Source organism: Gordonia jinhuaensis (genome assembly GCF_014639795.1).
GTDB classification, from domain to species: Bacteria; Actinomycetota; Actinomycetes; order Mycobacteriales; family Mycobacteriaceae; genus Gordonia_B; species Gordonia_B jinhuaensis.
In genome coordinates, this window is the sequence record NZ_BMGC01000007.1 from 115677 (window position 1) to 129583 (window position 13907).

Below are 13907 nucleotides of genomic sequence, written 5' to 3' on the forward strand. Positions count from 1 at the left end.
ATGGAACGACTCGTCGTCGCACCGACCGCGCCGCCGTCGTCGCCGCAGACCGGATCGACCCACGATTCCTCCGGCGCAGCATGCGCACATCACGTCGCCGCCCGGATGTATCGCCCACCGGCCGAATCGGTTTCGGCCATGCTGAATGCGCATCACATCGCGCTGGTCGGCGCCAGTCCACGACCGGGGTCATTCGGCGAGCGCATGGTGATCGAGGTACTGCGATCGCGCGGCAACCGAGAGGTCTCGCTGGTGAACCCACGACACACTCGTGTCGCCGACCGGTGCTGTCTGCCCTCACTCGATCACCTCGACACCGCGCCCGACCTGGTGCTCCTCGGTGTCGGGGACGACGCGCTCGAGAGTCAACTGCGTGCCGCGGCCGACGTGGGTGCGTCCTCGGCGGTGGTCTTCGGCTCGGCGCACGCACCCGGGCTGCGTGAACGCCTCGCCGACATCTGCGCGGAGGCGGAGATGTCGTTGTGCGGGGCCGGATGTATGGGCTTCTGGAATGTCGGGAAGGGACTGCGCGCCCTGGGTTACGTCGAGCGCACCGACCTGCCGACGGGGCCGATCACCCTCATCACCCACTCGGGCTCGATGTTCTCGACCATGCTGCGCACCGACCGCGGCCTGGGTTTCGATCTTGCGGTCTCCTCGGGTCAGGAGATCGTGACGACCACCGCCGACTACGTCGATCATGCCGTGGCCACCGGCCGCACGCGGGTCCTCGCGCTGATCCTGGAGACAGTGCGCGACGGCGAGCGGCTGCGCGCGTCCCTGCGCAACGCCGTCGCACAGGGAGTTGACGTGGTGATCCTGGCGACCGGGACCTCGGCGGCCGGATCGGCAATGGTCGCCGCACATTCCGGTGCGATCGCCGGCGACTTCGCGATGTGGGATGCGCTGTGCGCCGACGTCGGCGCGGTACGCACCGGTGACCTCGGCGAGTTCACCGACACGCTCGAACTGTTCTCCTCGCCGCGACGCACCGCACATGCCGCGGGGACGGGGCTGGCCGCCGTCCACGACTCCGGTGCAGAGCGCAGTCTCCTGGTCGATCTCGCCACGGAGCTCGGCACACCGGTGGCACAGATCACCGAGCAAACCACCGAACGTCTTGCCGCCCGGCTCGACCCGGGACTGCTGCCGATCAACCCCCTCGACGTGTGGGGTACCGGACACGACTCCCGTGAGTTGTTCAGCTCATGCCTGACCGCATTGAGTGACGACCCCGGCGTCGGGGTCGCCGCTCTCGCAGTCGATTTCGTCGCGGAGTATGACGGTGACACCGCCTACGCAGACGCCCTCCTCGACGCGGCCGCCGCCACCGACGAGCCGGTCGTTGCCCTCACCGGCCTCCCCTCTGCTCTCGATGCTGCTGTTGCCGCCCGACTGCGAGGAGCGGGCGTACCGGTCCTCGAGGGCATTCGGTCGGGCCTGCCGGCGCTCGCGCATCTGTTGGACGCACCGCGCCGCCGCGCCCACGCGATTCGTCCGCGCGGCCACGAGATCGACCCCGTGCGGGCACATCGGTGGCGCACCAGACTCACCGACCCCACACCGCTCGACACCATCGAGATGACCACACTGCTCGACGATTACGGGATCGACCACCCCTCGACCAGGGAGTGCACGAGCCTTCCAGAGGTCCTCACGGCCGCCACCGAGATCGGGTGGCCGGTGGCGCTGAAGACGGCGAATCCCGCAGTGGCGCACAAATCCGATGTCGGCGGGGTCGTACTCGCACTCAGCGACGAGGCGGCACTGTCGCGGGCCTACCTCGCGATGTCGGCCGCCCTCGGCGACCGGGTCACGGTGTCGTCCATGGCGCCGTCGGGGGTGGAACTCTCCGTGGGAATCGTCGGTGGTGGGCCACTGGGTCCGCTGCTCCTCGTCGCCGCCGGTGGCGTGATGATCGAACTGCTCGCCGATCGGGCGGCGGCACTGCCTCCCGTCGACACAGCCACCGCCGCCGAACTGGTGGGCCGGCTACGAATCGCCACGCTTCTACCGGGATTTCGCGGGTCACCACCGGTCGACGCCGCGGCGCTGCACAGGCTGATCGTCGCGGTGTCACTGCTGTCGACCGAGATCGGTGATGCGGTGGGCGCCATCGAGTTCAACCCCGTGATCGTCACACCCTCGGGAGCGTGCGCGGTCGACACGCTGCTCGTGCCGACGACGATGTCCCCACCGCCACTTCCCCATCATGAGGAGCACACATGTACAGCCTGAGTGCCGACGAGACGCGTCTGCGCGACGCGGCGGCCGAATTCGCCGACGAGCTGATGGTCTACGAAGTACAAGCGGAGATGTCAGGCGGCACACTGCCTCCCGAGGTCACCACCCGGCTACACAACACGGCACTCGAACGCGGGCTCTACGCCACGAACATGCCCGAGTCGGTGGGCGGGCCAGGCTTGTCGATGCTGGCGCAGGTACTCGTACAGGAGCAGGTGGGCAGGGTCACCAACGGCCTCGGATGGGTCATGCACACCCCTCCCCAGTGGTGGGCTGCGGTGGCCACCGATCATCAACGCCGCCAGTGGCTGCTTCCCGCAGTCGCGGGCCACCGGCATGAGTGCTACGCGATCACAGAGGAATTCGCGGGCTCCGACGTATCGGCCCTGTCGACCACCGCGGTCCGACGCGGCGACGACTACGTGCTCAACGGGGTCAAATGGCATGTGACGTCCTACAACGTCGCCGACTACGCGATCGTTCAGGCCGTCCTGCGCGGCGGACCGCACGACGGCGAACACGCTCTGTTCGTGGTCGATCTGCCCTCGCCGGGGATCGAGGTGGTGCGGAGTCCGGCCTACACGCACACCATCGCCGACGAACACCCGATCGTGTCGTTCACCGACGTGGTGGTCCCCGCCGACCAGCTGATCGGAGGGGAGGGCGAGGGGATGCTGTTCACCCAGGACTGGTTCCGGTTCGAACGGATCATGGTCGCCGCACGGTGTGTCGGCGCAGCCTCGCGTCTGGTCGACGAGATGAGCACGTTCGCCGCCTCGCGTGAGGTGGGTGGGGTTCGGCTCGGTGAGCATCAGCTGGTGACGGCAATGCTCGCCGACTCGGCCACCGAGCTGTTCGCCGCGCGCTCGATGCTGTACGCGGTGGCGCGCTGCGTGGACGCCGGCGACGACCGAAAGTCGTTACACGGCAAAGCATCCATGGCAAAGCTGTACTGCTCGGAAATGGCCGGCCGAGTCGCCGACCGCGCGGTGCAGGTCTTCGGCGGTCGCGGCTACATGCGCGAGAACGTCGCCGAACGGATGTATCGCGAACTCCGAGTCGAGCGGATCTGGGAGGGCGCCAGCGAACTGCAGCGGCTCATCGTCGGTCGCGCGCTGCTCAACCGAGGACCACACGCCCTACTCGCGAACACCTGTCAGACAACGCCGTCGGAGGCTGTCGCCACGGCGGTCTCCTAGACTCGCCTCCCGCAATCCCGCCCGACTGTCGATCACGACCGTCTGTCCACCACTCCCACCTGTCCACCACTCCCAACTATCCACCACGACCGCTCCACCATCACGCACTCTTATCACCCGACGAAAGGTCCATCATGTCAACAGAATCCCCTGCGACTGCGGTAGCCACCATCCTGGTCTCCGACCCGACATCCATCGAACTCGAGGACTGGGGGCCATTACCCGAGGCGACCGGTGCGCCGATGGCGACCGCGGGCATCACCTTGTGGACGGGTGAGAACGGTGCCGAGGTGGGCCTGTGGAAGTGCGCACCCGGGCCATCTCGCTGGCTGCAGGAGGAGAACGAGTTCATCACCGTCATCACCGGCCGGATGACCGTCACCGAGGACGGCGGCGAATCCTATGAGGTGAAGGCCGGCGAGAGCGCCTTCTTCCCGAAGGGCTGGTCCGGCGTGTGGGATCTGCACGAGGAGATCCTGAAGGTCTTCGCGATCTTCTGATCCTCACCGTATGGGGGCGGCGCACAGTCGATGGATGCCTGGTGTCGTCCCCATCGCTCGGCGGAACGCGTCGACGAATGCGCTCGCCGTCGCCCACCCGCAGGCGTGCGCAGTATGGGTGACCGTCGCCCCGTCCGCCAGCAGCACCATCGCCGCGAACACCCGAATCTTGGTGCGCCACTGCGGATAGGTCATCTCGAACTCCGACCGGAACAGGCGCGAGAGGGTCCGCTCGCTGGTGTTCACCTCGGCGGCAAGCTGGCCGAGCGTTCTCGGGCGCGACAGATCACTGTTCACCACAGCGCAGGCCGCCACCAGCCGCGGGTCGGTGGCGTTGGGCAGCATCAGCGGCTGGGCGAGGCCGCGACGGAGCCTCGCCGAGAGCAAGGTGCGCATCGCCGGGATCTCCGCACTCGGGGCGTCGGGAGCGCAGATGGCCACGATCAGTTCCCGCACCAAGCCCTCGACGGTGATGATGGCCGGCATGTCCTCGGGCAGATGCGGCGGAAGCGTCTCGAAACCCACCGTGTGGAACTCGCAGTGTCCGTAGAAGCGGTGCTCGTGCCAGATCCCCGACGGCACCCACAGTGCGCTCTGGACCGATGCCACCCAGGCACCCCGATCAGTCTGGATGGCGAGCACGCCGCCGGTGACATAGATCAGCTGATGGCCGTTGTGCACATGACGATCGATGACGTCACCACCGGCCCGTCGCTCCGTCATGGCGGACGGCAACGGCAGGTGGCGGATTTCCGACATAACTGGGCAGATTACCGGAAGCGAGCAGGATGACCTGCCCGCGATCCTGATCGTCATGTCCAGTGAATCCCTCTCGACCACCAGTGACGGCCCCTCGACGGGGGCGGCGCCCGCAGGCCACGGGGCCTGGCGCCGGATGCGGCTGTGGGTATTCGCCCACGCCGTCGATGACTTCTACCAGGGCCTCATCCCTGCTGCAGTGCCGTTCTTCGTACTCGAGCGCCACTTCAGCTACTCGCAGGCCTCCGGTCTGGCCCTCGCCGCGACGCTCGGCGGCGCACTCCCGCAGATCGGCATCGGTCTGCTCGCCGACCGTCGCCGGATGCCGTGGATGGCACCGGCGGGGATCGCCCTGGCCGGTGCCGGCGCCGGACTCGCGGGCCTGTTCTCCGACTACGCGGTGGTGTTCATACTCCTGTTGCTCTCCGGTGTGGGGGTGGCGATGTTCCACCCACCCGCCGGGCGCGACGCCCGCATCAGCGCGGGCGGCAGCGCCACCGCGATGAGCTACTTCGCCGCGGGCGGCAGCGTCGGGTTCTTCATCGCGCCCGCACTCGTGACGCCGGCGCTGGACGGACTGGGACTGGGCGCCACAGCGCTGTTCATCCCGCCGGCGATACTGATGGGGTTCGTGCTGCTGCGTGCACACCACCGCGCCCCGGTGGTACTCCACGGCGTCACAACCGCACACGCCGGCACCGACCGCTGGCGACTGTTCTCCACGCTGACCGCCGTCGAGGTCATCCGCTCGACGATCTTCTTCGGCCTCAACACTTTTGTCTCGCTGTACTGGATCCGCCATCTCGGCGCGAGCAGCGCGGTCGGCGGGGTCGCACTCACTCTGTTACTGGCCGGCGGGGTCGTGGGCACTCTCGTGGGCGGCCGGCTCGCCGACCGGATCGGGCTGGTGCGCACGGTTCAGGTGGGCAGTGCAGCGATGTTGCCCGCGCTCTGGCTGCTGCTGGCCACACACGACTACCACGCGGCGCTACCGGTGGTCGCGCTCGTCGGACTCGTGGGCAACATCCCTTTTGCGGTGCTGGTGAAACTCGGTCAGGACTACCTGCCGACCCGCCCGGGTACCGCCGCAGGCGTCACCCTCGGACTCGCGGTCAGTGCCGGTGGCCTGTTCATGCCGATTCTCGGTGCCATCGCCGATCAGCACGGTCCGCGCGGTGCGCTCGTCGCGCTGGCATTCCTCCCGATCGTCGCCGCTGCCCTGTCGTCCATGCTGCGCGAGGTCGGTGACTGAGGAAGCCGCACCCGCGACCGGTGGCCCCGACTCCGCCCGGGCCACCGGTCAGTCGTTGTCCACGCGTGCGCCGGCTACCGGGCCGGAGGCGGTGCGCACAGCCGAAGCGACTCCGGCACCGGACAATTCGGCCGCCACACCGATGGCGTGTGAGGCGTCTGAGCAGATGAAAACACATGTCGGGCCCGAACCCGACACGATGCCGGTCAGTGCTCCAGCATCGATCCCGGCGCGCAGCGTCCGGCGCAGCGCAGGCCGAAGGGAGATCGCGGCGGGCTGCAGATCATTGCGCATCGCCGCTGCGACCCGCTCGGGGTCACCCGCAGCGAGCGCCGACAACAACGCATCCGGCGGTTCGAGTTCGGCCGGACCCGATCCGCGCTCGGCGTGCAGACGGTCGAGCTCGCGGTACACCGCCGGGGTCGACAATCCCTCGCGTGATGCGGCGATGACCCAATGCAGTTCGCCTCGCGACAACGCCGGTGTGAGGCGCTCGCCGCGGCCGTGCCCCACAGCGGTGCCGCCCTGCAGGGAGAACGGAACGTCACTGCCGAGTTCCGCGGCGATCGACATCAGCTCCGAGCGCTCGACGTCGAGCCGCCACAGCCGAGTCAGGCCCAACAGCGCCGCGGCGGCATCAGCACTGCCACCGGCCATACCGCCGGCCACCGGGATGCCCTTCTCGATCTCGATGTGCACGGCAGGCTCGATCCCGGCGCGGCGGGCCAGCACCACCGCAGCCTGTGCGGCCAGATTCGAGGCGTCGGCCGGGACCCCCGCGGCACCGTCCCCGCGCACCGACACCGTCAGCTCCTCGGCGGGCGCCAGTCGCACCACATCGGTGAGCGAGACGGCGTGAAAAACGGTCAGCAGATCGTGATACCCGTCGGCACGCAGATCGCCGACGCCCAGATGGAGGTTGATCTTGGCGGGCACACGCACGACCACCGCTCGCGGAACCACTGACAGCACGGTGCAAGCCTAATCGGCGGGTGCATGCTCACCCGACCGGTGGCGGTCGGTCGCGATGAGAGACGCGACACCACCGGGCGCCCGCGTACGGTGGTGACGGCAACCGAGATTCGGCGAGACCGATGTCTGCCACGCGTCACGGTGCTGTTCTCGGGTCCAGTACACGGCCCATACACGCCATCCCGATCTGTCGTGGCTGACTCGAGAAAGCAGGCGATCATGGCCGTCCGATTCGGCTACACACTCATGACCGAACAAGCCGGACCGCGACAACTGGTCGCCGATGCCGTCCGCGCCGAGGCCGCAGGGTTCGACTTCGAAGTCTCCAGCGACCACTACTTCCCGTGGCTGTCGTCGCAGGGTCATGCACCCTATGCGTGGACTGTTCTCGGCGCGGTCGCGCAGGCGACCGAACGCGTCGAGCTGATGACCTATGTGACCTGTCCGACCATCCGCTACCACCCGGCGATCGTCGCGCAGAAGGCCGCAACCTTGCAGATTCTCGCCGAGGGCCGCTTCACGCTGGGACTCGGCAGTGGCGAGAACCTCAACGAGCACGTGGTCGGCGAGGGCTGGCCGGCGGTCGGCGACCGGCAGCTGATGTTGGTGGAGGCGATCGAGATCATCCGCGCGCTGCACGAGGGCGGACTGCTCGATTATCGCGGCGAGTTCTTCCAGGTCGATTCGGCCAAGATCTGGGATCTGCCCGACGAGGGGGTACCGATCGGTGTGGCCGTGGCCGGTGAGCGTGCGATCTCGGAGTTCGCACCGATCGCCGATCACCTGATCGCGACCGAACCCGACCCGTCGCTGGTGTCGATGTGGAATGACGTCGAGGGGGCGCCCACGATCGGTGCCCCGGCACGTGCCATCGGTCAGATCCCCATCTGCTGGGACCGCGACCGCGACGCCGCGCGGGAGCGCGCCCACGATCAGTTCCGCTGGTTCGGCGGCGGGTGGGACGTCAACTCCGATCTGCGCACCACCGCCGGCTTCGCCGCTGCGACGCAGTTCATCACCCCCGACGATGTGGCCGGCTCGATTCCCTGCGGACCCGATCTCGACGAGATCGTCGAGGCGATGAGCGCCTATTGGAAGGCAGGTTTCACCGACATCGCTCTGGTGCAGGTGGGCGCGGAGTCGCAGCAGGCATTCTTCGACGAGGCCGCACAACCGTTGTTGGAGAAACTCCGGTCAGCCGCAGCCTGACCGAGTCGCCGCAGCAGCTGGGCTCAGCTCTCGGCAGCTCGCCCCTCGGCCGCTGCCGCGAGGCGGACGAAGCCGTCGATGTCGAGACGTTCACCGCGCAGCGAGGGGTCGATATCGGCTGCCCGCAAAAGTTTCTCGGCCTCGGCCGGTGAACCGGCCCATCCGGCCAGCGCCGAGCGCAATGTCTTACGCCGCTGGGCAAAGGCGGCGTCGATGACGGCGAACACGCGTCGGCGCAGCGCGTCGTCATTGCTCGACCAGCGCGGGTCGTCGCGGCGGTCGATACGCACGAGACCCGACTCGACATTGGGTTCGGGCCAGAAGACGTTGCGCCCCACCGTCCCCGCCTTGCGCACATCACCGAAGAAGCGTGCCTTGACACTGGGCACCCCGTACACGCGGTTGCCCGGCGGAGCAGCGAGGCGGTCGGCGACCTCCAGCTGCACCATCACGAGAACCGTTGCGATGGAGGGCATCTCGGCCAGCAGATGCAGGAGAACCGGAACCGCGACGTTATAGGGCAGATTCGCCACCAGGGCGGTCGGTGTAGCAGGCAGGTCGGCCGCCGACACCCGCAGCGCATCGGCGGTGACCACATGGAGATGGTCGGCCCGGTCGCCGGCGAATTCCGATGCGGTCGCGGGTAAACGGGCTGCGAGTTTCGGATCGATCTCCACGGCGACCACCTCATGCACCGTGTCGAGCAGCCCCAGGGTCAACGAGCCCAGACCGGGGCCGACCTCGAGAACGGTGTCGTGGGTACCCACCCCGGAGGCGGCAACGATACGACGAACCGTGTTCGCGTCATGAACGAAGTTCTGGCCCAGCGTCTTTGTCGGCCGGACCCCGAGTTCTTCTGCGAGAGAACGTATCTGAACCGGACCCAGCAGTGTGACGTCGCTCAGCGCAGGCCCAGACTCGACGAGCATGCCGGCCAGGCACCCCACCCCTGTGCGGCAAGTGTCTTCTCGGCGATGGCGATCTGCTCCTCACGCGAGGCGAGGTCGGGCCGGGCGGCGTACTGCTGGCCACCCCAGCGATCCCAGGTGTTCTGGTCGAACTGGATGCCGCCGTAGAAGCCGTTACCGCTGTTGATCGCCCAGTTGCCGGTCGATTCGCACTGCGCGAGGCGATCCCACACCGAGCCGTCGGGCACGGCGGGCGGGCCGGGCTTGGTTCCGATACGCACGGTCGGCGCGACACCGGTCTCGAAGATGAACTCGCCGTCGGGCACGCGCTTGGTGACGTCACCGTTGACGGTGGTCACCTCGTAGGACACGAACTTCGCCCCCGGCTTGCCCGGGTCGACCATCGTTCGGGTGCCCTGGGTCATCGTCGGATCCTTGATTTCGTGGGCAGGCAACTCGATGGGCTGGATGTAGGTCTGGCGGTCGGTGTGGATACGGGTGACCGTGACGTTCATCCCGTCGGTCACCGGGGTGTCGGCCGCCGGGCTCACCTTGTCGGTGTCGGCGAGCGGGGTCCCGGTGGCCTCGGCGACGAAGTCCCCGACAGTCTTCGCCGCGAGTGACTTCTTCACCACGCCGCCGGCGTCGTGAATGGTCACGGTCTTGGGCCGCACCACGTTGACCTCGCCGCCGGCCACCGGCAGCGTCTCGTCGCGGGGTGCTTCCACCTCGTTGTCGTAGGAGGCGAGGTTGTACTGCGCGAGTGCGTCCTCGACCGTCACACCGGTCGTCTTCACCTCGCGCTTCTGGCCGTCCACGTCGAGCGTCAGCGTCTTGAGCCGGTGCATGACGATCGTTTCGCCGTCATCCACCGACGACGACACCGACGGTGTGACCAGGTCACCCTCGCCCGGCGCATACCCCTGCGACTCGAGGATCTCCTTGACGCCTGAACTCATCGTGCTGACCTTCATCAGCTTGCCGTCCACATCGAGCGTGACCGTCTTGTGCGCGGCCACGCCCATCACGCCACCCGCGACGAGCGTCGTCAGCACTCCGCCGACAGCGAGCCGGAACTTGGGTGCATGAGGATGAGCGTGGGCACCGTGGATGCTCTTCAGTACAGACAATCGACTTCGTTCCTGATCGGGGGCAGTACGTGCCGTCTGTGCGCGCGGAGCGCACCGACGTTATCCGCGAGATCACGAACACAACACGAACTACGCTCGTGTGATCGCGGTGAAGGCTCCCGACAGCGCATCCGACCGGCGTAAACCGGACGTAGCGACCGCTGACGGACCCTTCGATCACAGTACGATAACGAAACGTGGTTACGTTGGCAACGGGATGGAATACGCGTCGCAGGCATTCGCGGTGACGGCATCGGCCAGCACCTGCTCGTCGACGCCCAGGATCCCGGCGAGTCCGCGAACGGTATAGGGCAGCACATAGGACTGATTCGGCGCCCCGCGGAACGGATGCGGGGTGAGAAACGGTGCGTCGGTCTCCACCAGGATCTGCGACAACGGCACCTCTCGGGCCGCCTCCTGCAACGAGGCCGCATTGGTGAAGGTGACCGTTCCCGCGAAGCTCAGGTAGTAGCCGCGCCAGACGCATTCTCGTGCGATATCGGCGTCGCCGGAGAAGCAGTGCATGATCACGGTGTCCGGGTCGCCCTCGGCGGCGAGGATGTCGAGTAGATCCTCATCGGCGTCGCGGTTGTGGATCATCAGCGGCTTGCCCACCCGCTTGGCCAGGTCGATATGCCAGGCGAAGGACTGCGCTTGGGTCGCCTTGTCGGCGGTGTCGGGATCCTTGCCGATCCAGTAGTAGTCCAGGCCGGTCTCACCGACGGCGACCGTGCGGGGACGCCGAGCCATCTCCTCGAGTTCCACCTTCGCGGCCTCGTCGAGATCGCCGGCATGGGTGGGGTGCAGTGCGACGGCGGCGTAGGCCCGCACATCCCAGTCAGAGGCGTCCACGGCCCAGCGTGCGTCGACCATGTCGTCGGCGACGGTGACCACCCGCGCCACTCCCACCGACTCGGCGCGATCGAGGATGGCCTTCACCGAGGCGGGGTCACGACCCCCGCATGCCGCCAGGTGCGTGTGGGCGTCGATGAGGGGGAACAGCCGATCCGGGTCGGCCGGCGGTTCTCTGCGCTTACGGCTCACAGGCGAACGGTACCGTCGATGATCGTCCGGCTAGTGCCGCCCACCCAGATCCCGGCCGCACCCTCGTCGTCGACGTAGACGCGACCAGAACGTCCCAGCACAGTTCCCTGTGAGGCCACGTAGTGCTCGGGCACCGATTCGATCGACCGCAGCCACACCGCGAGCCCGGCGTTGAGACTGCCGGTGACGGGGTCTTCGGAGACGCCGACCGCCGGGATGAATCCGCGCACCTCGATGTCGGCGGGAGCGGCATTCGGATACCGACCGAAAACACCGATCTTCATGTCCGCGACCTTGGCGAAGTCGGGCGTCAGATCGAGAACCGCACGTGCAGAGGATAGTTCGATTCCCATCCAGCCGGGACCGTTGTCGACCCAGTTGCTCGACACGTAGTCGTCTCGCGTCACACCGATCGCCTCGAGCGCGCGATCGATGGTCGCATCGTCCACGTCGCCGGACCGCAGCAGTTCCGGTGCCTTGAACGCCAGTCGTTCACCGTCGACCCGCAATTCCACCAGACCGATACCGCACTCCTGAACGATCCTGTCTCCCTGCGGTTTTCCACCGGATGCGAGCCACGCATGAGCCGAACCCAACGTGGGATGGCCGGCGAACGGGAGCTCGCCCCCGGGAGTGAAGATACGTAGTCGGTAATCCGCGGCGGGGTCGGTGGACGGGAGCACGAAGGTGGTCTCGGAGAGATTGGTCCACCGTGCGAACTGCGCCATCGACTCATCCGCCAAATCTGTCGAATCCAGCACCACCGCAACGGGATTGCCGGTCACAGCATCCGATTCCTCCGGCGCAGAGGTGAACACGTCGACTTGGGCGAACGGGCGCTTCATGAGACCGATCGTGCCAGATGGCCCCTCGCGACGTCACGCGGATTATCCCGACCACACCGACCACACCGCGACAATGTGTCCCACTCTTCGACGGGGCGCCGATGTAGATGTGTCGGCAGTCCCCTTTCTCGGCATCACGCCGACGTATACGTCCGCCGAGGTAGACGTCCGCCTCGGGATCCCCGAAGAACTGGGGACTCGGGCAACCCGCTGCATCTCCGGAGTCGGCAGTGAGTGCCGTATGAACACCGGGCTCATCCCGATAAGCTGGACGCACTATGGCTGCTGACTCCAAGACCCCGTTCTACCTCACCACCGCGATCGCCTACCCGAACGGCGCACCGCACATCGGGCATGCCTATGAGTACATCTCCGCCGACGCCATCGCCCGCTACAAGCGGCTTGACGGTTTCGACGTACGCTTCCTCACCGGCACCGACGTCCACGGCCAGAAGATGCAGCAGACGGCCGCCGCCGAGGGGGTACCCACAGCCGAACTCGCGCGCCGTAACTCCGACAGGTTCCAGGAACTGCAGGATCGGCTCGGATCCAGCTACGACCGGTTCATCCGCACCTCCGACGACGACCACAAGAAGGCATCGGCGGCGATCTGGAACCGGATGGCCGCAGCCGGCGACATCTACCTCGACACCTATTCAGGCTGGTACGACGTCCGCGACGAGGCCTTCTACGCTGAGGCCGACACCAGCGTCAACGACAAGGGTGAGCGGGTCGCAACCGACACCGGCCATGTCCTCACCTGGACCGAGGAGCAGACCTACTTCTTCCGGCTCTCGAAGTACCAGGACAACCTCCTCGACCTGTACGAGGCCCATCCGGAGTACATCGGTCCCGACGTGCGCCGCAATGAGGTGGTCAGCTTCGTCAAGGGCGGGCTCACCGACCTGTCGATCTCCCGGACCACCTTCGATTGGGGCGTCCCGGTGCCCGATCACCCCGAACACGTCATGTACGTGTGGGTCGATGCGCTCACCAACTACCTCACCGGTGTCGGTTTCCCCGACGACACCGCGACGTTCGAACGGTACTGGCCGGCCAACCTGCACATCATCGGCAAGGACATCATCCGGTTCCACTGCGTGTACTGGCCGGCCTTCCTGATGAGCGCCGGCATCGAGGTACCCAAACGGGTGTTCGCACACGGCTTCCTGTTCAACCGCGGCGAGAAGATGAGCAAGTCGATCGGCAACGTCGTCGACCCGAACACCCTCATCGACGAGTTCGGCCTCGATCCCCTGCGCTATTTCTTCCTGCGTGAGGTGCCCTACGGCCAAGACGGCTCCTACTCCACCGACGCGATCATCGCGCGTATCAACGCCGACCTCGCCAACGACTACGGCAACCTCACCCAGCGCACCTGCTCGATGATCGGCAAGTATTTCGACGGCATGATCCCCGTCCCGGGCGACCTCACCGACGAAGACGAGCAACTCCTCGCCCGCGCCGACGAACTCCACGCGCGTACGCGCTGGCATTACGACCGGCAAGCCATGCATCTCGCGCTCGAGGCCACCTGGGAGGTGCTCGCCGAGACCAACCGCTACATCTCCGCACAGGAACCGTGGAAGACGGTCAAACTCGACCCCGACCGCGCCGGGACTGTGCTCTACATCTGCGCCGAGGTGGTTCGGATCGCGTCGATCCTGACGCTGCCGGTGATGCCCGAGGCCTGCGGCAAGGTGCTCGACACCCTCGCGGTGTCCGACAACGCCCGCGACTTCTCCCACCTGACCGATCGCCTCGACGCGGGTACCGAACTGCCGACACCGACGCCGGTGTTCCCACGGTACGAGGCGAAGACCGAGCAGTGACGATGCGGTGAGC

The 13907-nt window shown here is 67.1% G+C and carries 12 protein-coding genes; 6 read left to right on the forward strand and 6 right to left on the reverse strand.

Features of this window, described 5'->3' with window-relative positions; genetic code table 11:
- The 3 genes from IEW22_RS07345 (at position 1) to IEW22_RS07355 (ending at position 3943) form a co-directional block, all read left to right on the forward strand.
- Entirely contained in the window at positions 1–2238 is a 2238-nt protein-coding gene (locus IEW22_RS07345) for an acetate--CoA ligase family protein (protein WP_229742266.1), read from the forward strand.
- A complete protein-coding gene (locus tag IEW22_RS07350) occupies positions 2226–3443 on the forward strand; it encodes an acyl-CoA dehydrogenase family protein (RefSeq protein ID WP_188585955.1) in 1218 nt (405 codons plus the stop codon). Before IEW22_RS07345 ends, IEW22_RS07350 begins: the two co-directional genes overlap by 13 nt.
- 134 nt (positions 3444–3577) lie before the next feature.
- The gene (locus IEW22_RS07355; RefSeq protein WP_229742267.1) at positions 3578–3943 is read left to right on the forward strand and encodes a cupin domain-containing protein; all 366 of its coding nucleotides are present in this window, start codon (positions 3578–3580) and stop codon (positions 3941–3943) included.
- A gap of 3 nt (positions 3944–3946) precedes the next feature.
- Here the strand turns inward: IEW22_RS07355 and IEW22_RS07360 are convergent, their stop codons facing one another.
- On the reverse strand, positions 3947–4666 hold the full coding sequence (locus IEW22_RS07360; RefSeq protein ID WP_229742268.1) for a helix-turn-helix transcriptional regulator: 720 nt from the start codon (positions 4664–4666) through the stop codon (positions 3947–3949).
- A gap of 91 nt (positions 4667–4757) precedes the next feature.
- On the opposite strand from IEW22_RS07360, the gene IEW22_RS07365 reads away from it, so the two are divergent.
- On the forward strand, positions 4758–5954 hold the full coding sequence (locus tag IEW22_RS07365; protein ID WP_188585957.1) for an MFS transporter: 1197 nt from the start codon (positions 4758–4760) through the stop codon (positions 5952–5954).
- 48 nt (positions 5955–6002) lie between these two features.
- On the opposite strand, the gene IEW22_RS07370 is transcribed toward IEW22_RS07365, so the two are convergent.
- Positions 6003–6926 carry a 4-(cytidine 5'-diphospho)-2-C-methyl-D-erythritol kinase gene (locus IEW22_RS07370; protein WP_229742269.1) on the reverse strand — a complete coding sequence of 308 codons (924 nt, stop codon included), beginning with the start codon at positions 6924–6926 and terminating at the stop codon, positions 6003–6005.
- A 219-nt stretch (positions 6927–7145) separates the two neighbouring features.
- On the opposite strand from IEW22_RS07370, the gene IEW22_RS07375 reads away from it, so the two are divergent.
- Positions 7146–8135 (forward strand): TIGR03557 family F420-dependent LLM class oxidoreductase, encoded by a 990-nt coding sequence (locus IEW22_RS07375; RefSeq protein ID WP_188585997.1) that lies wholly within the window; start codon positions 7146–7148, stop codon positions 8133–8135.
- Positions 8136–8158: 23 nt separating this feature from the next.
- Here IEW22_RS07375 and rsmA read toward each other — a convergent pair whose 3' ends face one another.
- From rsmA to IEW22_RS07395, 4 genes are all read right to left on the reverse strand, one after another.
- A complete protein-coding gene (rsmA, locus tag IEW22_RS07380) occupies positions 8159–9064 on the reverse strand; it encodes a 16S rRNA (adenine(1518)-N(6)/adenine(1519)-N(6))-dimethyltransferase RsmA (RefSeq protein WP_188585958.1) in 906 nt (301 codons plus the stop codon).
- A complete protein-coding gene (locus tag IEW22_RS07385; RefSeq protein ID WP_229742270.1) occupies positions 9037–10173 on the reverse strand; it encodes a resuscitation-promoting factor in 1137 nt (378 codons plus the stop codon). The genes rsmA and IEW22_RS07385 overlap by 28 nt, the downstream gene beginning before the upstream one ends.
- A gap of 201 nt (positions 10174–10374) precedes the next feature.
- On the reverse strand, positions 10375–11217 hold the full coding sequence (locus IEW22_RS07390; RefSeq protein WP_188585959.1) for a TatD family hydrolase: 843 nt from the start codon (positions 11215–11217) through the stop codon (positions 10375–10377).
- Entirely contained in the window at positions 11214–12062 is an 849-nt protein-coding gene (locus tag IEW22_RS07395; RefSeq protein ID WP_188585960.1) for a PhzF family phenazine biosynthesis protein, read from the reverse strand. The genes IEW22_RS07390 and IEW22_RS07395 overlap by 4 nt, the downstream gene beginning before the upstream one ends.
- A gap of 278 nt (positions 12063–12340) precedes the next feature.
- Between IEW22_RS07395 and metG the strand changes: the two genes are divergently transcribed.
- A complete protein-coding gene (gene metG / locus IEW22_RS07400) occupies positions 12341–13894 on the forward strand; it encodes a methionine--tRNA ligase (protein ID WP_188585961.1) in 1554 nt (517 codons plus the stop codon).
- Positions 13895–13907: the final 13 nt, after the last annotated feature.